The sequence below is a fragment of the Pseudomonas sp. NFACC51 genome (genome assembly GCF_900103575.1).
GTDB lineage: Bacteria > Pseudomonadota > Gammaproteobacteria > Pseudomonadales > Pseudomonadaceae > Aquipseudomonas > Aquipseudomonas fluorescens_Q.
Map to the genome: position 1 here is coordinate 418,479 of NZ_FMXH01000003.1, position 22,422 is coordinate 440,900.

22 protein-coding genes and 1 pseudogene are annotated in these 22,422 nt (G+C 58.5%); 13 read left to right on the forward strand and 10 right to left on the reverse strand.

Annotated features, from left to right (window positions below; translation table 11 throughout):
- The first annotated feature begins 2 nt into the window (after positions 1 to 2).
- The 5 genes from BLT00_RS08845 (at position 3) to fdhA (ending at position 6,467) form a co-directional block, all read left to right on the forward strand.
- Positions 3 to 332 carry a sarcosine oxidase subunit delta gene (locus BLT00_RS08845; RefSeq protein WP_014340581.1) on the forward strand — a complete coding sequence of 110 codons (330 nt, stop codon included), beginning with the start codon at positions 3 to 5 and terminating at the stop codon, positions 330 to 332.
- Positions 329 to 3,346 (forward strand): sarcosine oxidase subunit alpha, encoded by a 3,018-nt coding sequence (locus BLT00_RS08850; protein ID WP_092146315.1) that lies wholly within the window; start codon positions 329 to 331, stop codon positions 3,344 to 3,346. The genes BLT00_RS08845 and BLT00_RS08850 overlap by 4 nt, the downstream gene beginning before the upstream one ends.
- 135 nt (positions 3,347 to 3,481) lie before the next feature.
- Positions 3,482 to 4,114, forward strand: coding sequence for a sarcosine oxidase subunit gamma (locus tag BLT00_RS08855; RefSeq protein WP_072342289.1), 633 nt, complete (start codon positions 3,482 to 3,484; stop codon positions 4,112 to 4,114).
- A gap of 140 nt (positions 4,115 to 4,254) precedes the next feature.
- Positions 4,255 to 5,112 carry a formyltetrahydrofolate deformylase gene (gene purU, locus BLT00_RS08860; protein ID WP_092146317.1) on the forward strand — a complete coding sequence of 286 codons (858 nt, stop codon included), beginning with the start codon at positions 4,255 to 4,257 and terminating at the stop codon, positions 5,110 to 5,112.
- 155 nt (positions 5,113 to 5,267) lie between these two features.
- Positions 5,268 to 6,467 (forward strand): formaldehyde dehydrogenase, glutathione-independent, encoded by a 1,200-nt coding sequence (gene fdhA / locus BLT00_RS08865; RefSeq protein ID WP_063324052.1) that lies wholly within the window; start codon positions 5,268 to 5,270, stop codon positions 6,465 to 6,467.
- A 104-nt stretch (positions 6,468 to 6,571) separates the two neighbouring features.
- Here the strand turns inward: fdhA and BLT00_RS08870 are convergent, their stop codons facing one another.
- From BLT00_RS08870 to BLT00_RS08900, 7 genes are all read right to left on the reverse strand, one after another.
- Positions 6,572 to 7,582, reverse strand: coding sequence for an RHS repeat-associated core domain-containing protein (locus BLT00_RS08870; protein WP_092146319.1), 1,011 nt, complete (start codon positions 7,580 to 7,582; stop codon positions 6,572 to 6,574).
- 102 nt (positions 7,583 to 7,684) lie between these two features.
- The gene (locus tag BLT00_RS08875; protein WP_092146321.1) at positions 7,685 to 8,719 is read right to left on the reverse strand and encodes an RHS repeat-associated core domain-containing protein; all 1,035 of its coding nucleotides are present in this window, start codon (positions 8,717 to 8,719) and stop codon (positions 7,685 to 7,687) included.
- Between the two features lie 208 nt (positions 8,720 to 8,927).
- On the reverse strand, positions 8,928 to 9,959 hold the full coding sequence (locus BLT00_RS08880) for an RHS repeat-associated core domain-containing protein (RefSeq protein WP_092146323.1): 1,032 nt from the start codon (positions 9,957 to 9,959) through the stop codon (positions 8,928 to 8,930).
- Between the two features lie 24 nt (positions 9,960 to 9,983).
- Positions 9,984 to 10,196, reverse strand: coding sequence for a cold-shock protein (locus tag BLT00_RS08885; RefSeq protein ID WP_063324053.1), 213 nt, complete (start codon positions 10,194 to 10,196; stop codon positions 9,984 to 9,986).
- 179 nt (positions 10,197 to 10,375) lie between these two features.
- Positions 10,376 to 10,648 carry a hypothetical protein gene (locus tag BLT00_RS08890; protein ID WP_092146325.1) on the reverse strand — a complete coding sequence of 91 codons (273 nt, stop codon included), beginning with the start codon at positions 10,646 to 10,648 and terminating at the stop codon, positions 10,376 to 10,378.
- Positions 10,649 to 11,210: 562 nt separating this feature from the next.
- Positions 11,211 to 11,786, reverse strand: a complete 576-nt coding sequence (locus tag BLT00_RS08895; RefSeq protein ID WP_170867264.1) for a hypothetical protein — start codon at positions 11,784 to 11,786, stop codon at positions 11,211 to 11,213.
- A 105-nt stretch (positions 11,787 to 11,891) separates the two neighbouring features.
- On the reverse strand, positions 11,892 to 12,314 hold the full coding sequence (locus tag BLT00_RS08900) for a DUF3757 domain-containing protein (protein WP_092146328.1): 423 nt from the start codon (positions 12,312 to 12,314) through the stop codon (positions 11,892 to 11,894).
- A gap of 301 nt (positions 12,315 to 12,615) precedes the next feature.
- Here BLT00_RS08900 and BLT00_RS08905 point away from each other — a divergent pair, with 301 nt between their 5' ends.
- Positions 12,616 to 13,194 carry a DUF2780 domain-containing protein gene (locus BLT00_RS08905; RefSeq protein WP_092146331.1) on the forward strand — a complete coding sequence of 193 codons (579 nt, stop codon included), beginning with the start codon at positions 12,616 to 12,618 and terminating at the stop codon, positions 13,192 to 13,194.
- A gap of 36 nt (positions 13,195 to 13,230) precedes the next feature.
- Here BLT00_RS08905 and BLT00_RS08910 read toward each other — a convergent pair whose 3' ends face one another.
- Positions 13,231 to 13,626, reverse strand: coding sequence for a DUF3757 domain-containing protein (locus BLT00_RS08910; RefSeq protein WP_139197655.1), 396 nt, complete (start codon positions 13,624 to 13,626; stop codon positions 13,231 to 13,233).
- Between the two features lie 225 nt (positions 13,627 to 13,851).
- Here BLT00_RS08910 and BLT00_RS08915 point away from each other — a divergent pair.
- Positions 13,852 to 14,422, forward strand: a pseudogene (locus BLT00_RS08915) (DUF2780 domain-containing protein); the annotation flags it as partial.
- Positions 14,423 to 14,645: 223 nt separating this feature from the next.
- Here the strand turns inward: BLT00_RS08915 and BLT00_RS32115 are convergent.
- Both BLT00_RS32115 and BLT00_RS08925 read right to left on the reverse strand, forming a co-directional pair.
- Entirely contained in the window at positions 14,646 to 15,734 is a 1,089-nt protein-coding gene (locus BLT00_RS32115) for an RHS repeat-associated core domain-containing protein (RefSeq protein ID WP_256572764.1), read from the reverse strand.
- Between the two features lie 81 nt (positions 15,735 to 15,815).
- Positions 15,816 to 16,709 (reverse strand): acyltransferase, encoded by an 894-nt coding sequence (locus BLT00_RS08925; protein ID WP_092146333.1) that lies wholly within the window; start codon positions 16,707 to 16,709, stop codon positions 15,816 to 15,818.
- A gap of 295 nt (positions 16,710 to 17,004) precedes the next feature.
- On the opposite strand from BLT00_RS08925, the gene BLT00_RS08930 reads away from it, so the two are divergent.
- The 6 genes from BLT00_RS08930 (at position 17,005) to BLT00_RS31825 (ending at position 22,414) form a co-directional block, all read left to right on the forward strand.
- Positions 17,005 to 17,511: a retropepsin-like aspartic peptidase RloA2 gene (locus tag BLT00_RS08930; protein ID WP_092146335.1), complete on the forward strand. Its 507-nt coding sequence runs from the start codon at positions 17,005 to 17,007 to the stop codon at positions 17,509 to 17,511.
- 69 nt (positions 17,512 to 17,580) lie between these two features.
- The gene (gene creB, locus BLT00_RS08935) at positions 17,581 to 18,261 is read left to right on the forward strand and encodes a two-component system response regulator CreB (protein WP_063324059.1); all 681 of its coding nucleotides are present in this window, start codon (positions 17,581 to 17,583) and stop codon (positions 18,259 to 18,261) included.
- Positions 18,261 to 19,679, forward strand: coding sequence for a two-component system sensor histidine kinase CreC (gene creC / locus BLT00_RS08940; protein WP_092146337.1), 1,419 nt, complete (start codon positions 18,261 to 18,263; stop codon positions 19,677 to 19,679). Before creB ends, creC begins: the two co-directional genes overlap by 1 nt.
- Positions 19,680 to 19,850: 171 nt before the next feature.
- On the forward strand, positions 19,851 to 20,825 hold the full coding sequence (locus BLT00_RS08945; protein ID WP_092146339.1) for an alpha/beta hydrolase: 975 nt from the start codon (positions 19,851 to 19,853) through the stop codon (positions 20,823 to 20,825).
- Between the two features lie 54 nt (positions 20,826 to 20,879).
- Entirely contained in the window at positions 20,880 to 22,253 is a 1,374-nt protein-coding gene (gene creD, locus BLT00_RS08950) for a cell envelope integrity protein CreD (RefSeq protein WP_092146341.1), read from the forward strand.
- On the forward strand, positions 22,250 to 22,414 hold the full coding sequence (locus tag BLT00_RS31825) for a hypothetical protein (protein ID WP_170862082.1): 165 nt from the start codon (positions 22,250 to 22,252) through the stop codon (positions 22,412 to 22,414). Before creD ends, BLT00_RS31825 begins: the two co-directional genes overlap by 4 nt.
- Positions 22,415 to 22,422 lie beyond the last annotated feature (8 nt).

Here is a 22,422-nt window from a genome sequence, read left to right on the forward strand (position 1 = left end):
CTATGTTGCACATCTTCTGTCCTCACTGCGGCGAACTGCGCTCCGAAGAGGAATTCCATGCATCCGGCCAGGCGCACATCCCGCGTCCGCTGGATCCGAACGCCTGCACCGACGAGGAGTGGGGTGACTACATGTTCTTCCGTGACAACCCACGCGGCTTGCACCATGAACTGTGGGACCACGTCGCCGGTTGCCGCCAGTACTTCAACGTGACCCGTGACACCGTGACCTACGAGATTCTCGAAACCTACAAGATCGGCCAAAAGCCGCAGTTCACCGACAAGGCTGACAGTCCGAAAGCGGCTGCACAGGCTCTGGGAGAGAAGGTATGAGCCAGATCAATCGCCTGTCCAACGGCGGACGGATCGACCGCAACAAAGTGCTGAGCTTCACCTTCAACGGCCAGACCTACAAAGGCTTCGAGGGCGATTCCCTGGCCGCTGCACTGCTGGCCAACGGCGTCGACATCATTGGCCGCAGCTTCAAGTACTCCCGCCCGCGCGGCATCTTCGCCGCCGGCGCAGAAGAGCCGAACGCGGTGCTGCAGCTCGGGGCCACCGAAGCCACGCAGATCCCGAACGTGCGCGCCACGCAACAGGCGCTGTACCAAGGTTTGGTCGCCACCAGCACCAACGGCTGGCCGAACGTGAACAACGACATGATGGGCATTCTCGGCAAGGTCGGCGGCAAGCTGATGCCACCGGGTTTCTACTACAAAACCTTCATGTACCCGCAATCGTTCTGGATGACCTACGAGAAGTACATCCGCAAGGCCGCAGGCCTGGGTCGCTCGCCGACCGAGAACGATCCGGACACCTACGACTACATGAACCGCCACTGCGACGTGCTGGTCGTCGGCGCTGGCCCTGCTGGTTTGGCCGCCGCACTGGCCGCGGCCCGCAGCGGTGCGCGCGTCATCCTGGCCGATGAGCAGGAAGAGTTCGGCGGCAGCCTGCTCGACTCCCGCGAGAGCCTGGACGGCAAGCCCGCGACCGAATGGGTAGCTTCTGTTGTCGCGGAACTCAAGTCGATGCCCGACGTGGTGTTGCTGCCTCGTGCCACGGTGAACGGTTACCACGACCATAACTTCCTGACCATCCACGAGCGCCTCACCGATCACCTCGGTGACCGCGCACCGATCGGCCAGGTTCGCCAGCGCATCAACCGCGTCCGCGCCAAGCGCGTGGTCCTGGCGACCGGTGCCTGCGAGCGTCCGCTGGTCTACGGCAACAACGACGTGCCGGGCAACATGCTGGCCGGCGCGGTGTCCACCTACGTGCGTCGCTACGGCGTGGCACCGGGCAAGAAACTGGTGCTGAGCACCAACAACGACCATGCCTATCGCGTGGCCCTGGACTGGTTCGACGCCGGCCTGCAAGTGGTGGCCGTGGCCGACGCGCGCAGCAACCCGCGTGGCGCGCTGGTGGAAGAAGCCCGCGCCAAGGGCATCCGCATCCTCACCGGCAGCGCCGTGATCGAAGCCCGTGGCAGCAAGCGCGTCACCGGCGCACGTGTTGCCGCGATCGACGTCCGCGCCCATAAAGTCACCAGCCCTGGCGAATGGCTGGACTGCGACCTGGTGGCCAGCTCCGGCGGCTACAGCCCGGTGGTCCACCTGGCTTCGCACCTGGGCGGCAAGCCGATCTGGCGTGAAGACATCCTCGGTTTCGTACCGGGCGAAGCACCGCAAAAGCGCGTATGCGTCGGCGGCGTGAACGGTGTCTACAGCCTCGGCGATACCTTGGCCGATGGCTTTGAGGGCGGCGTGCGCGCGGCCAGCGAAGCCGGCTTCAAGGCAGTGGAAGGCGTGTTGCCCAAAGCCCTGAGCCGTCATGAAGAGCCAACCCTGGCGCTGTTCCAGGTGCCTCATGAAAAATCCACCGCACGGGCGCCGAAGCAATTCGTCGACCTGCAGAACGACGTCACTGCCGCCGCCATCGAACTCGCCACCCGCGAAGGCTTCGAGTCGGTGGAACACGTCAAGCGCTACACCGCACTGGGCTTCGGTACTGACCAGGGCAAGCTGGGCAACGTCAACGGCCTGGCCATCGCGGCTCGTTCGCTGAACGTGAGCATCCCGCAGATGGGCACCACCATGTTCCGTCCGAACTACACGCCGGTGACTTTCGGCGCGGTGGCTGGCCGGCACTGTGGGCACATCTTCGAGCCGGTGCGTTTCACCGCGCTGCACGCCTGGCATGTGAAAAACGGTGCCGAATTCGAAGACGTCGGCCAGTGGAAGCGCCCTTGGTACTTCCCGAAAAACGGTGAAGACCTGCATGCCGCGGTCAAGCGCGAATGCAAGGCCGTGCGTGACAGCGTTGGCCTGCTGGACGCCTCGACCCTGGGCAAGATCGACATCCAGGGCCCGGACGCCCGTGAGTTCCTCAACCGCGTCTACACCAACGCCTGGACCAAGCTCGACGTGGGCAAGGCCCGCTACGGCCTGATGTGCAAGGAAGACGGCATGGTCTTCGACGACGGCGTAACGGCCTGTCTGGCGGACAACCACTTCCTGATGACCACCACCACGGGTGGCGCGGCGCGCGTGTTGCAATGGCTGGAGATCTATCACCAGACTGAATGGCCGGACCTGAAGGTGTACTTCACTTCCGTCACCGACCACTGGGCGACCATGACCCTGTCGGGCCCCAACAGCCGCAAGCTGCTGAGCGAAGTCACCGACATCGACCTGGACAAGGACGCGTTCCCGTTCATGACCTGGAAGGAAGGCCTGGTGGGTGGCGTGCCGGCGCGGGTGTTCCGGATCTCGTTCACCGGTGAGCTGTCGTACGAAATCAACGTGCAGGCCGACTACGCCATGGGCGTGCTCGAGCAGATCGTCGAGGCGGGCAAGAAATACAACCTGACCCCGTACGGCACCGAGACCATGCACGTACTGCGGGCCGAGAAGGGCTTCATCATCGTCGGCCAGGACACTGACAGCTCGATGACCCCGGACGACTTGAACATGGGCTGGTGTGTAGGCCGCACCAAACCGTTCTCGTGGATCGGCTGGCGCGGCATGAATCGCGAAGATTGCGTGCGTGAAGACCGCAAGCAACTGGTGGGCCTCAAGCCGATCGACCCGAATGTCTGGCTGCCGGAAGGCGCGCAACTGGTGTTCAACACCAAGCAGGCGATCCCGATGACCATGGTTGGCCACGTGACCTCCAGCTATGCCCACAACTCCCTGGGTTATTCATTTGCCATGGGTGTGGTCAGGGGCGGCCTCAAGCGGATGGGCGAGCGCGTGTTCGCGCCATTGGCCGACGGCAGCGTGATCGAGGCAGAGATTGTTTCTTCGGTGTTCTTCGATCCGAAGGGGGATCGGCAGAATATTTGATACCTGATCGTTCCCACGCCCTGCGTGGGAATGCATCCCGGGACGCTCCGCGTCCCAAAAGCGGACGCAGAGCGTCCATGGCGGCATTCCCACGCAGAGCGTGGGAACGATCAATCTACGAGACAGGTGCTCCACATGACCGCAGTCAACGTGTACCAACAACGCCCAACCACCGGGGCCAAGGCCGAGTCGTCGCTGCACCATGCCGACCTCGCCAGCCTGGTAGGCAAGGGCCGCAAGAACGCCGGTGTGACCGTGCGCGAGAAAAAACTCCTGGGCCACCTGACCCTTCGTGGCGACGGCCACGACCCGGCGTTCGCCGCCGGCGTGCACAAGGCCCTGGGCCTGGAATTGCCAGGCGCCCTGACCGTTATCGTCAAGGGTGAAACCAGCCTGCAATGGCTCGGCCCGGACGAGTGGCTGCTGGTAGTACCCACTGGTGAAGAGTTCGCCGCCGAGCAGAAACTGCGTGAAGCTTTGGGCGACCTGCACATCCAGATCGTCAACGTCAGCGGCGGCCAGCAGATCCTTGAACTGTCCGGCCCGAACGTGCGCGACGTGCTGATGAAATCCACCAGCTACGATGTTCACCCAAGCAACTTCCCGGTGGGCAAGGCTGTGGGCACGGTGTTCGCCAAGTCGCAACTGGTGATCCGCCACACCGCCGAAGACACCTGGGAACTGGTGATTCGCCGCAGCTTCTCCGATTACTGGTGGCTGTGGTTGCAGGATGCCGCGGCTGAGTATGGGTTGAGCGTGCAGGCCTGATTTAAGTCCCTGGACTGCTTTTGTGGCGAGGGAGCTTGCTCCCGCTGGGCTGCGAAGCGGCCCTCGCTTTTGGCGGTTGCTACGCAACCGAGCGGGAGCAAGCTCCCTCGCCACAGTTAATTTGAACAGGAGTCACCGCAATGAGTCGCGCCCCAGACACATGGATTCTCACCGCCGACTGCCCCAGCGTGCTCGGTACGGTGGACGCGGTGACCCGCTTTCTGTTCGAGCAGGGCTGCTACGTCACCGAGCACCACTCCTTCGACGATCGGCTCTCGGGGCGTTTTTTCATTCGCGTGGAATTTCGCCAGCCCGATGGCTTTGATGAGCAAAACTTCCGCGCCGGCCTGGCCGAGCGGGCCGAAGCCTTTGGCATGGTCTTCGAACTGACGCCGCCCAACTACCGGCCCAAAGTCGTGATCATGGTGTCCAAGGCCGATCACTGCCTCAACGATTTGCTCTACCGCCAGCGCATCGGCCAGTTGTCCATGGACGTGGTGGCCGTGGTGTCCAACCACCCCGACCTCAAGCCGTTGGCCGACTGGCACCAGATTCCCTACTACCATTTCCCCCTGGACCCGAACGACAAGCCTTCCCAGGAGCGGCAGGTGTGGCAGGTGATCGAAGACACCGGTGCCGAGCTGGTGATCCTTGCCCGCTACATGCAAGTGCTATCGCCGGAGTTGTGCCGCAAGCTCGACGGCAAGGCGATCAACATCCATCACTCGCTGCTGCCGGGCTTCAAGGGCGCCAAGCCGTATCACCAGGCCTACAACAAGGGCGTGAAACTGGTCGGCGCGACGGCGCACTACATCAACAACGACCTGGACGAAGGCCCGATCATCGCCCAGGGCGTGGAAGTGGTGGACCACAGCCACTATCCCGAGGATTTGATCGCCAAGGGCCGGGACATCGAAGGGCTGACCCTGGCCCGGGCCGTGGGGTATCACATCGAAAGAAGGGTGTTCTTGAACGCCAATCGCACTGTCGTTCTTTAGATTTTTGGGGCCGCTTCGCAGCCCATTCGCGAGCTTGCTCGCGATGAGGCCCTTACAGACAACAAAGAAACAAAGACACAAGCACTAACCCGAGCAATCAACGCGCTGCCTGCCTGGGCAACGCAGTTCCACAAAAACAACAGCGAGGTGAAAGCATGTCTGGTAATCGTGGTGTCGTGTATCTCGGCCAAGGTAAGGTTGAAGTACAGAAAATCGACTATCCAAAAATGCAGGACCCGCGCGGCAGGAAGATTGAGCACGGTGTCATCCTGCGCGTGGTCTCCACCAACATCTGCGGCTCCGACCAGCACATGGTGCGCGGCCGTACCACGGCTCAGACCGGTCTGGTCCTGGGTCACGAAATCACTGGTGAAGTGATCGAAAAAGGCAGCGATGTCGAGAACCTGAAAATCGGTGATCTGGTGTCGGTGCCGTTCAACGTGGCTTGCGGGCGCTGCCGTTCCTGCAAAGAGCAACACACGGGCGTCTGCCTGACCGTCAACCCGGCCCGTGCCGGCGGTGCCTACGGTTACGTGGACATGGGCGATTGGACCGGCGGCCAGGCCGAATACGTGCTGGTGCCGTACGCCGACTTCAACCTGCTGAAGCTGCCGGACCGTGACAAGGCCATGGAGAAAATCCGCGACCTGACCTGCCTGTCCGACATCCTGCCGACCGGCTACCACGGCGCCGTCACTGCTGGTGTTGGCCCTGGCAGCACCGTCTACATCGCCGGTGCCGGCCCGGTTGGCCTGGCGGCCGCCGCTTCCGCACGCCTGCTGGGCGCTGCGGTGGTGATCATCGGTGACGTCAACTCAGTCCGCCTGGCTCATGCCAAGGCCCAGGGCTTTGAAATCGTCGACCTGTCCACCGACACCCCGCTGCACGAGCAAATCGCCGCACTGCTGGGCGAGCCAGAAGTGGATTGCGCCGTCGACTGCGTTGGTTTCGAAGCCCGTGGTCACGGCCATGACGGCGTCAAGCACGAAGCCCCGGCCACCGTGCTCAACTCGTTGATGCAGGTGACCCGTGTCGCCGGCAAGATCGGTATTCCCGGCCTCTACGTCACCGAAGACCCAGGCGCGATCGATGCCGCCGCCAAGATCGGTGCCCTGAGCATCCGTTTTGGCCTCGGCTGGGCCAAATCCCACAGCTTCCACACCGGCCAGACCCCGGTCATGAAGTACAACCGCCAGTTGATGCAGGCGATCATGTGGGACCGCATCAACATTGCTGAAATCGTCGGTGTGCAGGTGATCAGCCTGGATGATGCGCCGAAGGGCTATGGCGAGTTCGATGCGGGTGTGCCGAAGAAGTTTGTGATTGATCCGCATAAGTTGTTTAGTGCGGCGTAAGGTTGGAAGCAAGACGGAAAAAAGGGCGACAGTTATGTCGCCCTTTTTTGTTAGTCGTTATTTTCATTGCTCGCCGCATGCATGCACCAAGGTCCGAAGCCTATTCATTGGCGGACCTGATTGACTTGAACAGTCATAGGGTTGCGCCTGAAAGAACCATGGTATTTAAATGAAATATCCTCATAGATATGAGGGCGCAAAGACTTTATCCCCTCGCTCATCCCCTCGCCTCGGTAATAGTCAATGTCGAGTGCTTTTGAAGGCATATCGGTTACGTATACTTTTAGTACGACTGTTCGTTCGCTTTTTGAGAGCAATGAACGAGCGTATTCCTCTGCAACTCCGGGATCTGTGGCTATGTAGAATCCTTCACCCAGTACCAAGTCTTCCGGTTTGCTGTTGGCCCCTGCATATCCATCCAGAACTCCGCGGTTGAGCAAATTTTGTGCGCTGCTATCCGTAGTGCCATGGTAACCCACAGCATATTGTTTGGTCGGCGAGGGGGCTTCAGCTTTATGGGGGGATTTTTTTTGGCCCAACAAGTTTCTGAGCCCTTTGATAGGGTTAAACCCTTTAGGAAAAAAGAAGTGTCCTGTTGGATCCCGCCTATTAAGCGGATCCCCGTCGCAATAGGTATATGCATTCAGCCCACCCTTACCAAACGGACTCAAACTGTCCGGACTGTTAAAGCGCATTAATACTGGGTTGAACGCCCTGTAGCCATTACCCAACAAATAATGCCCAGTCACCGGGTCCGGCCGTTCGCCGTTGAAGCCGAGCAGGCTGAGTAGACCGTTTTCTGGGACGCGGTGGCCGTAAGGTGTGTAGGCGAGGGGGGAAAGGCCCGTTGCATCGAGCGCGTGTAATACCGAGCGTTGCAGATCGGTGGTTAATAGCGCTATGTCTAAGACGCCGTTGTGTATTTTTTGTAGCGCCAGCAGATGGTCGTCGAGCTGGAAAATCGAGCGCTGTTTCGCGCCCTGAATTTCACTGGTCAACCGATCTTTCAAGTAGAAACGTTGGATGTCGGTTTGCGCCGTTTGCCTACACTCAACCAAGCGGTCCAATGGATCATATCGATAGTAGCAGAGGGAATTTCGCTGGCTTGTCGACATGAGCTAACCTCCTAAAAGCTTCGGTGAATTGTATTACTGCTTTTCCAAAGTTCGACGATTATTGCGCCTCGCGTCGTGAAGATCAGGTCGAAGGGGTTGTTTTTATTGTGGTTGTCGAATGCGCGATGCCTTTTTTTCGTTATTGATAGCCCAATCATAAGACGGCGGGGCTAGGAAAAGAACTGAGGTATCTTCAAAGGCATTTTTCGTAACCCAGTCGGCGTCTCTATTGTAGTCTTTGACGTTTGCTTCGTGGGTAGTTTTCTCGGTCCAGGCGTTACGCATTCTCTTCTGAAAGCTTCGTGAATTAAGTTTTGGGCTGCGTTTTAATTCATAAGCTAAATCTTTTTCGAGTTGGATTACTCTGTGGCTTTCTCGTGTGAGTATTGTTTCGCGTACGGGAAAAGAGTCGACGCGGGGGGTGGCAGGTAGTTCATGTTCCGGACCGATAATTTTTGTATTTTTAAATACTTCTGTGGGTTTTTCAAAAAAACCTATGTCTGGCCTGCTAGAAGATAATTTCAAAGGTACGCCGTGAAAAACGGTTTCAAATTTAGGCTTAGGTTTTCTAAGTCCTAGCATAATCAAAGGTTTTTTAAAGGGGTTGTAATGACCAGTAGGATCTACGGTATTAACAGGGTCCCCTTGACCATATGCATAAGCGTTCAAACCACCTTTTCCGAATGGGCTCGTCGAGTCCGGGCTGTTAAACCGCATCAATACCGGATTGAACGCTCGATAACCATTACCCAATAAGTAGTGCCCGGTCATTGGGTCCGACCGCTCGCCGTTGAAACCAAGCAAGCTGAGTAAGCCAGTTTCGGGGAGCTGATGGCCGTAAGGTGTGTAGACGAGGGGCCAAGGCTGCGTTGCATTGAGCGCTTGTAATACTGAGCGGTGGTGATCGGTGGCGAGAAAAGTGGTTTGGACAGTGTCTTCCTGGCGTTGTTGCTGCGCCATGAGCTGGTCCTCCAGTTGAAAAATGGAGCACTGCGCCGTCCCCCGAACTTCTGTGGTTAGACGATCCTTGAGGTAGAAACGTTGGGAGCTGACTTGGGCTGTTGGCGTGCAATCGGCCAAGCGATCCAATGGATCGTAATGATAGCGGCAGAGCAGCGTTTCACGGTTCGCTGACATGGGCTAGATCCCTAAATGGACCGGTCTCTATACCGGCGTAACTCTTGTGGCCTGCATTCCTTTTCTTGTAAGGTTGGAAACAAGACGGAAAAACGGGCGTCAGTGATGTCGCTATTTTCTAACAGACAACGATAAAGGACGACCTTGACAGCGCGTGTGAAAATGCAGTTCGCTTGAGGCCATGTTTTTTTGAATAAGGTGTCTTGAATTATCCACGAATGTTTTTAGGCTCTAAAGTATATCTGTTGATGTAATAGGTGCGTAATGCCTCCAAATCAAAAGGAATTGGTCCTAGGCCATACATTGGTAAGTTGGTTATTATATTTGAATTGACCTTTCTACCGGCGAGCGTTACTGCTCGTCGCTCCCTGTATTTTAGTCGATGCACTTCGTCGCTGAATTTAAGTGGAGCAGAGTTTTCTAACTCTTTGTCTGGGAGGTTGGCGCCGCTTTCAATCCAGTTCGGGATGTCTTCGGGATTTGTTCTGTGTGGCGTTTCGGATTTTTCGGCAATCCAGTGTTGAGTGCTTCTTTCACTGTGTTTTTTTTGAGTCTTTGGATTTTTTACATAAGAAATGCGCTCAGGTAAATCCATGTTTTTTTGTTTTATTGGGATGTTTTGGCCAGGTTCTTCAGAGCCTCCTATTATATCTGCCGGGCGACGAGTCGATGGGGTCCTGAACCTGTATTGCTTCATGAGTGGGCGCCAAACATGGCCCGTCGGGTCGTTCCGATTCACCGGATCTGCTGCGCAGTACACATACGTATTCAACCCTCCCTCTCCAAAAGGACTCAAAGTGTCGGGGCTGTTGAACCGCATCAACACCGGGTTGAATGCCCGGTAACCATTACCCAGCAAATAATGACCCGTCACCGGGTCCGACCGTTCGCCATTGAAGCCGAGCAAGTTAAGCAAACCGTTTTCCGGCGGGCGGTGGCCGTAAGGCGTGTAGGCAAGGGCATAAGGCTGCGTTGCATTGAGCGCGTGTAATACCGAGCGTTGTTGATCGGTGGTAAGCAAAGTGGTTTCGACGGCGCCGTTCTGGCGCTGTTGTTGCGCGAGGAGTTGATCGGCCTGCTGGAAAATCGAGCGCCCTATAGAACCTTGTATCTCGCAGGTCAGGCGCTTTTGCAGATAAAAGCACTGGGTACTGGCCTGGGTCGATGGTGAACAGTCGGCCAGACGATCCAATGGGTCGTAATGGTAGCGACAGAGCGGTGTTTCACGGTTAGCAGACATGGGTTGGCTCCCTGAATGGACCGATTATTCCGGCGTAACTTTAGTGGCCTGCATTCCCTTGCTTCCCTGCTCGATTTCAAAGGAGACGGTTTGCCTCTCCTTCAAGGTTTTATAGCCTTCGCCGGATATCGCCGAGTAGTGAACGAACAATTCCTCGCCACCTTTGCCACAGGAAATGAAGCCATAGCCCTTTGCATCGTTGAACCATTTAACGGTTCCCTTGATTCGGTCGTTCATTTTTATTGTCCTGCTTGCCCGAATGGATAAAGGCGTGGTTGCCCATGGCCTTGTTTTCGTTGACACGACGGGAGCTTAGGATCGGGGCAAATCGTTGCCTACTGTCAGAGTTGACAGTAGGCAATACCGAGAGGGAATAACCGATTGCAAGTGATATTCAGATGACTGTCATGAGGCGATCATGCCAGGGCTTGCGCCTGCAATCGTCGGCCGATCACGTCCAGCACGTCGCAGCCATCGCGCAACGGAATCGCCAGGAGCAGGGCGAAGTCGTGGAGGACGACGGCGTCGGAACTGATCTCCTCGCGGAAGGCGATGTTTTCCAGTAGTTGGGTGGCGGCACGGATGCGGTAGGCGGCGGTTTCGTAGAGGACGTCGAGGGGGGCTTGGGTGTCGATGAGCAGGGTGGCGGGGGTGCAGTCGACGCCGGTGATGGGGATGTATCGGTTCATTGGGTAGATCTCCCGTAGCTTGGTGGATGCCGCCACTCACTCGTCGCCAAACGAATGGGTGGCAGCTGTACGCGGGTTGGCGAACCGGATAGCTACGGACTCCGGCAGACCTCAGGTCTCCCGCGCACAACTACCATTAAGTAGTTTTTCGAGTGCAAAAGCCCGTGCCAAAAAGCAGGGCTTCTGACCGTAGTTTATCGAGTCGCCAAACCCGAGTCGCCATGTGGACGACGGGAAGAACTATAGGCATCGCCTATTGGGCTGGGCAAGGCTCGCTGTTGCGGGGGATTTCCCAAGTATTTGTGGGATTTTTGGTCGTGAGTATTCAGGCAGGAACACCGCTTCCATTGTGGTGAGGGGATTTATCCCCCCTGGGCTGCGAAGCGGCCCCCAAACCAGACAACTCGGTGCGTCAGGAAGATCGAGTTCGCGGCTTTAGGGCTGCTGCGCAGCCCAGCGGGGATAAATCCCCTCGCCACAAAGGGAGAGCAGTCCCCTGCTTTTCAGATACCAGCGGCGAGCGCTTCGCACTCGAGCGGGAGCAAGCTCCCTCGCCACCCGGTTATTGGTGTGCAGTCGCGGCCTCGACCCGGTCGCAGAATTCAGGGTAGAAACCCCGGGCGCTGGGGCCTTGGCAATAGTCTTGCGCCTGGGTCAGGGCATCGGCGCTGAAGTCCAGGCTACGGGGCATGCTGGCGAAGGTGACGTAGCCATCCTGTTGCGTCTTGATGGCGTCGAAGCCTTGCATGTCGTAGACCAGCTCCACGTCATCATCGGCCAGCAGGCGCGCCTTGACCGTCACTTGCGTGTACTGCTTACCCCCCGGTGCGCCGTTGAGCGCCGCCAGGCCATGGCCGACAACCCGCAGCAGGTCCGCAACCCAGGCGTTGCTGTCATCCGCGGCGGTGTTTGGACGGTAGCGCAACGTCAGCGTTTGCTGGTCGCGGGTCACATCGGTAAGCGTCGGGGCGGAGCGCTTGATGCGGTGTTCGATGGTCAGCCAGGTCTTTTGTTCTTCGCTGGTGCCGTCGGCCAGTTCCGGATTCAGCGGGCCACGCTGGTACTCGTTGACGCCCAGGACAATGAGCATGCCCGTCAGGATGACGGCGAGGGCCGCGCCGCCGATTTTTACGTTCATAGGCAAACTCTGCAGGAGAAAGCCGCACTGTACGGTAACGGTGCAGGCGATGGCAGGGCGCCTTGAAATGCTGTGCAGGAACAGTGACGCGTTTGCCATTCCCGATCAAAGCAACAGGTTGAAGTAGTCTGCGTCCATTAACTTGCACATTTTGGTGTCCGGGCTTTCGCAGCGATTATTCACCCACCCTGAAAAGGCCGGTTCCAATATCTGCTGATACTCCATATTCAGATTTATGTCCCCGTACCGGCACGTGACGGTCGCCGTTGTGGCTGCCTGTCTGTCCTCGTCGGCTTCATGGATAACGTACTCGGCGCCTTCGAATTGCAGCCTTGCCGGGTCGACCACGTCCACCAGGCTTTCGCTCTCCCATTCGTGGTTGTCTTGTGCCTCGACGAAAAAAACATCTTCCACCGATTCAATGTTTTTATGGATGTCAGTGACGGCAGGGCAGGTTATTTCACCGGCATGGGCGTGGCCGATGATCAGCAAAAGCAACGCCGCGCCTCCAGCCAGTATTTTTCTCATGTGCCAGGCTCCAGGGCTCAGATCAACGATTCACGGCTTTGGTCGGGCGGGCTACTGTCAATGTTGTCAGTTATTTATGTCAATTCAGAACTGTATATGGATGTTTGGTAACTTATAGCTATAAGAAAAAGCGCAGTTTTCATTGAATCAGACACTTCTGACGGGCTTGGAAGATTTTTCTGTAGTGGCTATCGGCCACTCCTGTAATACGTTTAGGAACAATCTGCATCCGCTCCAGTCCAACGCTCGCTTTACGCCGCTCTTGATGAGCGGCTTTTTCATGGTCTAGAGGATGTCCCGGATGAAGGTTTCACGTGGTTTTGCTCTGTCTTGCCTGTTGACGCTGGCTGCCAGCCCAGCCTTCGCGCAGTTCAGTCTCAGTGATGCAGCCAATGTGGTGTCGGCGATGCAGGGCAACCAAGGCGAACAGGGCGAGGGCGCCGTGGCCGCCGCGCCGAAAGCCGCCGGGTTGCTCAACACCTTGGGATCGGAACTCAAGATCACGCCGGAACAGGCCATCGGCGGTGCCGGTGCGATGCTGGGGCTGGCGAAGAACCAACTCAGCGAGCCGCAGTTTTCCGAGTTGAGCAAAAGTGTTCCGGGCCTGGATCAGATCGCTGGGAACAGCGCCATCGGCGGGCTCAATGGCCTGGGCGGTTTGCTCGGGGGCGGATCGGAGAAGCATGCACTGCTCGACGGCTTGCTGGGCAACGTCAAGGACACCGGCGACCTGAACAATGCCTTCAGTGCGCTGGGCATGGACAGCGGCATGATCGGCCAGTTTGCCCCGATTATCTTGCAGTACCTCGGCCAACAGGGCGTGGCAGGTTCGTTGCTGCAGAATCTGGGGGGGATCTGGGGTACGGGGGCGGGTGTTTGATGAAGGTGGCGACATCGAAAATCCGCCACGGAACCATCAAAACCTCAAGCTGAAATAGTCGGCGTTCACCGGCTTGCAGGAGTAGGTGTCCCGACTGGCGCAATGGTTGGCCGACCAGGGCAAGGACGCCGGCTCCTGGACGTCAAGATAATCCAGCGTGAGGTTGTTCTCGCCGTAATTGCAGCTAATGATCACTCTCCTCGGCACCTGTTCATCTTCGTCGGGTTCATGGACCGCGAACTCAGCACCGTTGAATTGCTGCACCGCCGGATTGGCCTCCTGTCCAAGGTCTTGGCTCTGCCATTCGCGATCATCCTGAATTTCTACTGTTTCAGTGGTGCCATGGATGAGTGTTGTAGCCGGACAGGTGACTTCTGCGGCATGAACATGGCCGATTATCAGTAAGCAAATTCCTGCGCCGCCATCAGTCATTAAGTTTCTCATGGGCTTGCCTCCACAATGTGTCCCGGCGACATGTTTGCGGCTGTGCTTGGTGAGGGCTACTGTCAATGCTGACAGTTGTTTATGTTGATTTGGAATTAGTTGGTTCTTGACTGTTAACCTTTGGCGATAATTAACTCAAACTTCATGAAAAGCGGAAACGTCTGAAGGATTAACAGATGGGGCGGTTTTTTCAGGGTTCCGATGACGTTCGGGATGAAGGTTTCACGCGGTTTTGCTCTGTCTTGCCTGCTGACGCTGGCCGTCAGCCCGGCCTTCGCGCTGTTCAGTCTCAGTGATGTGGCCAATGTGTGTCGGCGATGCAGGGCAATCAAGGCGGGCAGGGCGAAGGCGCCATTGCCGCCGCGCCGAAAGCCGCCGGGCTGCTCAACACCCTGGGCTCGGAACTCAAGATCACGCCGGAACAGGCCGTGGGCGGGGCCGGTGCGATGCTCGGTCTGGCGAAAAACCAGCTCAGCGCGCCGCAGTTTTCCGAGTTGGGCAAAAGCGTGCCGGGTCTTGATCAGATTGCTGGTAACAGTGCCATCGGCGGGCTCAATGGCCTGGGCGGTTTGCTCGGTGGCGGGTCGGACAAAAACGCGTTACTCGACGGGTTGCTGGTAACGTCAAGGACACCAATGATTTGAACAACGCCTTCAGCGCGCTGGGCATGGACAGCGACATGATCGGGCAGTTTGCTCCGATTATTCTGCAGTACCTTGGTCAGCAGGGTGTTGCCGGTTCGCTGTTGCAGAACTTGGGGGTATTTGCGGGAGCGGTGCGGGGGGGTGATGAGGGTAGCGACTTCGAAAACCCGCCACAGGGGGTACCAGAATCTGTCAGGGATGACAGTTTTTATGTTGATTTGGAATTAGATGTACGAAAGGTAATGTCAAACACCGCATGGCACAAGCCAGTGAAACCAGATTGTTTGGTCCCGGAAAGTCAAGTGCCATGCTTGCGGGATGCAGTCTTCAAGCCTTGTATATTATTTCGTGACATAGCTTGGCTTATGATCGCCTTAATACTTGTCCTCGCATCCGCAGCTCTTCAGTTCTCTCTCTTGTTCTTGGAGCTCTTGCCTGCTGTGCGGCATCCAGTGCTTCCTCATAGTTTGGTAAACCAGTAGTTGCTAACCCGAAAGAAGGAGGATCGCGTTGGAGGCCTGCGTCAGGGTTGTGGCTGGAGGTCGAAGATGCAGCATCCATTTGGTTCCCATGCGCCACCGCTTCCGGTCTATTTCGCAGCTCAACTACTGCAGTGTCATTTGGGTCATAGATAACGCCGAAACGGCGTCGACGCCCACTGCCACTATTCTCGCGCGTGGACGAGATTGCGGAGGCGCGGCGTGGAGAGATAGGTGAAGAAGTTGGTGATATGGCCTCTCTCGTATCTATTGAACTTATTGAGGATGATGAACTATGCCGTGATATGGAGTCCGTTACATATCTTTCTTCGGTGTTCCAACCGAACGTAGGGTTCCCTGGGCTCTTTGTGGCTCGAAGTGCTACACGTGCTCGGGCGTTGCGCATCCAAATCAGCGTTTTATTAATGATCGATTGCGCTAAATGCCCATTAGGGTCGCTTTTGTTTACCGGATCCCCTGCGCAATACGCATACGCATTCACCCCACCCTCCCCAAACGGACTCAAACTGTCCGGGCTATTAAACCGCATCAACACCGGATTGAACGCCCGATACCCATGCCCCAACAAATAATGCCCCGTCACCGGATCCGGCCGTTCGCCGTTAAACCCAAGCAAACTGAGCAAGCCGTTTTCCGCCGGGCGGTGGCCGTAAGGCGTATAGGCGAGAGGATGCGGTCGGGTCGCATCGAGGGCGTTCAATACCGAACGCTGTTGATCGGTCGCCAGCAGCGTGGTGTCGCCCCTTGCATCCTCGCGCCGTAGTTGCGCCAACAGTTGGTCGTCGTGTTGAAAGACGCTGTGTTGCACCGCTCCCTGTATTTCGGTCGCCAATCGGCTCTTGCAATAAAAACGCTGGGTGCGGGCCTCGGCGGAGGGCGCACAATCGGTCAGGCGATCGAGCGGGTCGTAGTGGTACCGGCACAATACGATTTCGCGAGGGGCAGTAGGCATGCACCGGGCTCCATGCAAGGGTCCAAAAATCCGGACCTCCAGCATCGAAGGTTTTCCCGCCGCTGCCTACTATCAGAACTGTTAGGAATCCATTGTTTCGCTACGCAACGCCGCAATCCGCCGATCCTTTTCAGTCCACAGCTGGTTAACCCAATCCTGCACATGCTGGCGAAACACCGGGTCGTTCTCGTAATCCCCCTGCCACAGCGCTGGGTCCAGCTCGCGGGTCTGGATGTCGATGATGACCCGGGGCACCGCGCCGCTGATCAAATCCCAGAACCCGGGAATCCGTTCCTGCGGGTACACCACTGTCACGTCCAGTACGGCATCGAGTTGTTCACCCATGGCCGCCAACACGAATGCCACGCCCCCGGCCTTGGGTTTGAGCAGGTGGGTGAAGGGTGACTGTTGCTGTTGGCTTTTGGCGGCGGTGAAGCGCGTGCCTTCGAGGTAGTTGACCACGGTGACCGGCTGGCGCTTGAACAGCTCGCAGGCGGCCTTGGTGATTTCCAGGTCCTTGCCGGCCAGTTCCGGGTTCTTGGCCAGGAAGGCCTTGGTGTAGCGTTTCATGAAGGGGTAGTCCAACGCCCACCAGGCCAGCCCCAGGAACGGCACCCAGATCAGTTCCTTCTTGAGGAAGAACTTGAAGAATGGCGTGCGCCGGTTGAGGGTCTGGACCAGGGCGGGGATGTCGACCCAGGATTGGTGATTGCTGATCACCAGGTAAGAGGTGTCGCGACGCAAGTTACCGCCGCCGCGGATGTCCCAGCGGGTGGGGATGCACAGGGCGAAGATCAGTTTGTCGATTTCGGCCCAGGTCTCGGCGATCCACATCACCGCCCACGAGGCGTAGTCGCGAAAGCGCCCGGGCAGGATCAGTTTGAGCAGGGCGAACACCATCAGCGGCCCGAACAGCACCAGGGTGTTGAGCAATAACAGCAGCGTGACGAAACAGCCGGTGAGCAGGCGGCGCATACATGACTCTTGCAAGCGGGTGGGCGGGCCATGATAAGCAGCTTCCGGCGGCAGGCCAAATCGGCGTGGACAAATGTTTCACTTGGGCTTGGCTAAACTGGATGGGCTTTTGTGGCGAGGGAGCTTGCTCTCGCTGGGCTGCGAAGCGGCCCCCAATTGGCGGCGATGGCCAGACCGATTTGCGACTGCTGCGCAGCCGAGCGGGAGCAAGCTCCCTCGCCACAGGGATGTTTAACCGAACGAATTCATCAGCAACGGTCTAAAACCCCACTCCCACAATGGAAGCCCTGACTACATGAAATCAGTTCTAGCCCTGCTTACCCTGGTGGCCCTTCCAGTGCTGGCCGCCGAGCCGACCCTGTACGGGCGCTACGAATACATCGCGCTGCCGGAAATCGGTGGTGAAGTGCTCAAGGCCAAGATGGACACTGGCGCGTTGACCGCCTCGCTGTCGGCCAAGGACATCGAAACGTTCACCCGCGACGGTGATGACTGGGTGCGCTTCCGCCTGGCGACCAAAGGTGCGAGCAATAAACTCTACGAGCACAAGATCGCGCGCATCAGCAAGATCAAGACCCGCTCTGAAGAAGACGAGGACGACGACGAAAAAATTGCGCCGACCAAGCGCCCGGTGGTGGATCTGGAGCTGTGCCTGGGTAACGTCAAGCGCACCGTGGAGGTCAACCTGACCGACCGCAGCAGTTTCAACTACCCGTTGTTGATTGGTGCCAAGGCATTGCGCGAGTTTGGCGCGGCGGTGAATCCGGCGCGGCGGTTTACGGCGGATAAGCCGGACTGCTGATTTCCCTGATTGACGTGCCCCAAGCCTTGGGGCACCGTTCCGGCAACTTTATTGCCGGGCTCGCAAGCCATGCCTCATATCCTGATTGTCGAAGACGAAGCCGCCATCGCCGATACGCTGGTGTTTGCCCTGCAAGGGGAGGGGTTCGACACCACGTGGCTGAGCCTTGGCGCCGCCGCCCTCGATCACCAGAAGAACACCCCGGCCGACCTGATCATCCTCGATGTGGGCCTGCCGGATATCAGCGGATTCGAGACGTGTAAAAATCTCAGACGTTTCAGCGACGTTCCGGTCATCTTTCTGACAGCCCGGGATGGCGAGATCGACCGGGTCGTGGGCCTGGAGATCGGTGCCGACGATTATGTGGTCAAGCCCTTCAGCCCCCGCGAAGTGGCGGCCCGGGTTCGGGCGATTCTCAAGCGCGTGGCGCCGCGACCGGCGGCGGACTCAAGCACAGCGTTGTTCCAGGTGGACAGCGACCGGGTGCAGATCAACTATCGCGGCAAACCGCTGAACCTCACGCGTCACGAATTTCGCCTGCTGAACTGTCTGTTGGAACAGCCCGAACGGGTCTTCAGCCGCGAACAATTGCTCGACGCCCTGGGCGTGGCCAGTGATGCCGGCTATGAGCGCAGCATCGACAGCCATATCAAGAGCGTGCGCGCCAAGTTGCGCCTGGTGAGGGCCGAAGCCGAACCGATCCAGACCCACCGAGGCCTGGGCTACAGCTACAGTCCGGGGCACAGCTGATGTCGCTGGGGATCCGGATTTTCCTGGTCTATGTGCTGTTTATCGGTTTGACCGGGTATTTCGTGCTCAATACGGTCATGGAAGAAATCCGCCCCGGCGTGCGCCAGTCCACCGAAGAAACCTTGGTGGACACGGCCAACCTGATGGCCGAGATCCTGCGGGACGATTTCAAGGCCGGCACCCTCAACCAGAATCGCTGGCCGCAGTTGCTCAAGGCCTACGGCGAGCGCCAGCCGGCGGCGACGATCTGGGGCTTGCCGAAAAACCAGGTCAGCCATCGCATCTACGTCACGGATGCCAAGGGTATCGTGGTGCTCGATTCCAGTGGCGTGGCGGTGGGCCAGGATTATTCGCGCTGGAACGACGTTTACCTGACCCTGCGCGGCCACTACGGCGCCCGTTCGACCCGCAGCGTTGCCGATGATCCAACGTCTTCGGTGATGCACGTCGGTGCGCCGATCCGCGACAGCGGCCGGATCATCGGTGTCGTCACCGTGGCCAAGCCCAACAGTTCGCTGCAGCCCTATGTCGACCGCACGGAGCGGCGCCTGCTGGCCTACGGCGCCGGGCTGATCGTGCTCGGTCTGCTGCTGGGGGCTTTGTTGTCATGGTGGCTCAGCGCAGCATTGCGGCGTTTGACGAGCTACGCCCAGGCGGTCAGCCAGGGACGCCGGGTGGAAGTGCCGCATTATCGCGGCGGCGAGTTCGAGCAACTGGCGGGGGCGGTGGAGCACATGCGCACCCAACTCGAAGGCAAGGCCTACGTCGAGCGTTACGTGCACACCCTGACCCACGAGCTCAAGAGCCCGCTGGCGGCGATCCGCGGCGCTGCCGAACTGCTGCAAAGTGATATGCCGGCGGCCCAGCACCAGCGTTTCGTCAGCAACATCGAGAGTGAAAGCGTGCGCATGCAGCAGTTGATCGAACGCTTGCTCAACCTGGCCCAGATCGAGCAACGACAGGGGTTGGAGGACGTGGTCGCTGTGCCGCTGGTGGCTTTGCTGGATGAGTTGCTGGAAGCGCGCGGTGGTTGGATCGAAAGTCGTCAGCTAAAGGTCGAGCAACGTATTGCCGCCGACCTGACCCTAACGGGTGAGACATTTCTGTTGCGCCAGGCCCTGGGTAATCTGCTGGAAAACGCCCTGGACTTTACTCCCGCCCATGGATTGCTGCGCATCAGCGCCGAACGAATCGACAACCACGTCGAGATCCGCTTGTTCAATCAGGCCGAACCGATTCCCGACTACGCCCTGCCACGCCTGAGCGAGCGTTTCTACTCCTTGCCGCGCCCGGACAGCGGTCGCAAGAGCACTGGCCTGGGGCTCAACTTCGTGGAGGAAGTGGTGCAGTTGCATGGCGGTGAATTCAGGATTGGCAACGTCGAGGGTGGGGTGGAGGTGGTGCTGCGCTTGCCTTGAGAAAAATTTGGTTAATTTTGTTATTGGTTAATTTACATAATCATTTTTTAGGTTTAGTTTTCGCTTAGCACTGACGAACAATAACTAGACCTGTCAGCACGCCCTGCCTTACGGCGAGATGGCTTTCGGTTCGTTGGTCCTATTCGTGGCTACACAACCGGGAGCATGAGCATGGTAAGCCTCTGGCAAAAATTGCAGGCCAAGTTGCTGCGCGCCTTCGCCAAGCGAATGAAGGCGAAGTTCACCTATGACCCCGCGCGGTTTCCGTTGCGCGCCGTGGCCGAACAAACCATTGCAACCCCATGGGGACCCGCGCGGGCGTTGTTCTACTGGCCCCATTCCCAGGTATCGACGACGCTGCCGGTGTATCTGAATTTCCACGGGGGTGGTTTTGTCGCCGGAACGCCCGAACATGACGATAGCTATTGCCGTCGACTGGCCCACAACCTGAATTGCCTGGTGGTCAACCTGGACTATGCGCTGGCGCCAGAGCAGGTCTTTCCCGCAGCGCCGCGGCAATGCTTTGCGGTACTGGAGTGGTTGGCGGGCCAGGCCGAAGCGTTGGGTATCGATCCCCAGCGGATCGCCGTCGGTGGTCATAGCGCCGGCGGTAATCTGGCCGCGGTGGTGGCGGGCCTGGCGCGGGGGCATCGAAGACTGAAGGTGGTGCATCAATTGATCGATTATGCGGCGCTGGACCTGGCCCAAGACCCAGCGCTGAAGACCTCCACCGTTGCCCGTCCCTTGCTCGGTGTCGGCCTGATGCGCTTCTTCATGCGCTGTTACCTGAGCGATCCGGCGCAGGCGCTCGATCCGTTGGCGTCGCCCTTGCTGTCGCCGGTCGATTCGCTGGTGGGGATGCCGGCGGCCACGGTGATCACCGCGCAGTACGATATCTTGCGTGGCGAGGGCGAGGCCTACGCCGAAAAGTTGCGTCAGGCCGGCGTGCCAGTGCGGTTGCGAATGTTTGAAGGCTGCGACCACATGTTCACCCACCTGGGGCCGGACGAGTCGGCCGAGGAGGCCTGGCAACTGATGGAGGATTCCCTGCGCGAAGCTTTCCAGGTCGTGGATGTGGCGGAGGCCGGCGTTCGCGCCCAGCACGACGATGGCAGTCTCCACACAATCTCCACAATCGCTCCATAAGCCCAGCACACAGCCACTCCAGACTCTCCCTCATTCGAACAGGGAGAGCCCCACATGAACCGCAGTCTCGCCATAAAACTGGGCATGATCGCCCTATTGATTCTCTTGTTGATGGTCCCGTTGTTGATGATCAACGGGCTCATTGATGAGCGCCAGGAACTGCGTGACGGTGTGCTGCAGGACATCGCCCGCAGCTCCAGCTACAACCAGCAACTGATCGGGCCGATGATCGTGGTGCCGTTTCGCAAGAGCGTGAAGGTCTGGAATACCAACGAGAAGACCGGCGTGCGTTTCCTGGAAACCGTCGAGCGAGCAGGTGAGTTGTATTTTTTACCGGAGCAGTTTGAACTCGACGGCCAGGTCCGCACCGAAACCCGTGCCCGGGGCATCTACGAAGCGCGTTTATTCCATGCCGATAACCGGATCGATGGCCGCTTCAAGGTGCCTGAGCGCTACGGTGTCGCTGCCAAGGACTTTGCCGACTACCGCTTCGACGAGCCATACCTGAGCGTCGGCATCAGCGATATTCGCGGCATCGAGAATGCGCTGACGCTGACGCTGAACCAACAGACCGTCGACTTCCTGCCTGGCTCGCGGCTCGGCTGGCTGGGGCAGGGTGTGCATGTGCCGCTGCCAATGATCACCGCCCAGGGCGGCCCTGAGCTGACCTTCGGTTTTGACCTGCGCCTGCAAGGCACCGGCGAGTTCCAGATTCTGCCAGTGGGCAAATCCACCAAGGTGCACCTGTCGGCCGACTGGCCACATCCCAGCTTCATTGGCAACTACCTGCCCACCAATCGCGAGATCAATGAGCAGGGTTTCAGTGCCGACTGGCAGACGTCGTTTTTCTCCACCAACCTTCTGGAAACACTGCAAGCCTGCGAACCAAGCGACAGTTGTGAAGCGTTCCGCAGCCGGGCCTTCGGTGTGAGTTTCATCGACCCGGTGGACCAGTACCTCAAGAGCGACCGGGCGATCAAATATGCGTTGCTGTTCGTCGCCCTGACCTTCGCCGGCTTCTTCCTTTTCGAAGTGCTCAAGAGCCTGGCGGTGCATCCGGTGCAGTACGCCTTGGTGGGTGTGGCGCTGGCGTTCTTTTACCTGTTGCTGCTGTCATTGTCGGAGCACATTGGCTTCGCCTTGGCCTACCTGGCGTCGGCCAGTGCCTGTGTATTGCTGATCGGCTTCTATGTCTGCCATGTGCTGCGCAGCGTCAGCCATGGCCTGGGATTTTCGGCGGGGCTGGCGGGCTTGTACGGTTTGCTCTACGGCTTGTTGAGCGCAGAGGACTACGCGTTGTTGATGGGTTCGCTGTTGCTGTTCGGCCTGCTGGGGGTGTTCATGGTGCTGACCCGCAAGCTGGACTGGTACGGGGTTGGCGCGAAGCCGGCGGCGGCGATGAGCTTTGATCTGGGAGAGGTGAAATGAGCCGGTCGCTCGGGTTGCGTGAGGATCAGCGAGTGCGCGAAGTGTTGGTGATGCGCATTGCCGGGTTGTTCCCGCTGGATCCGGTGCGCTGCCATCGCGAGCAGGCTCGTTCCCACAAGGTGCAACACGATTCTATGTGGGAGCGAGCCTGCTCGCGATGAGGCCGGCA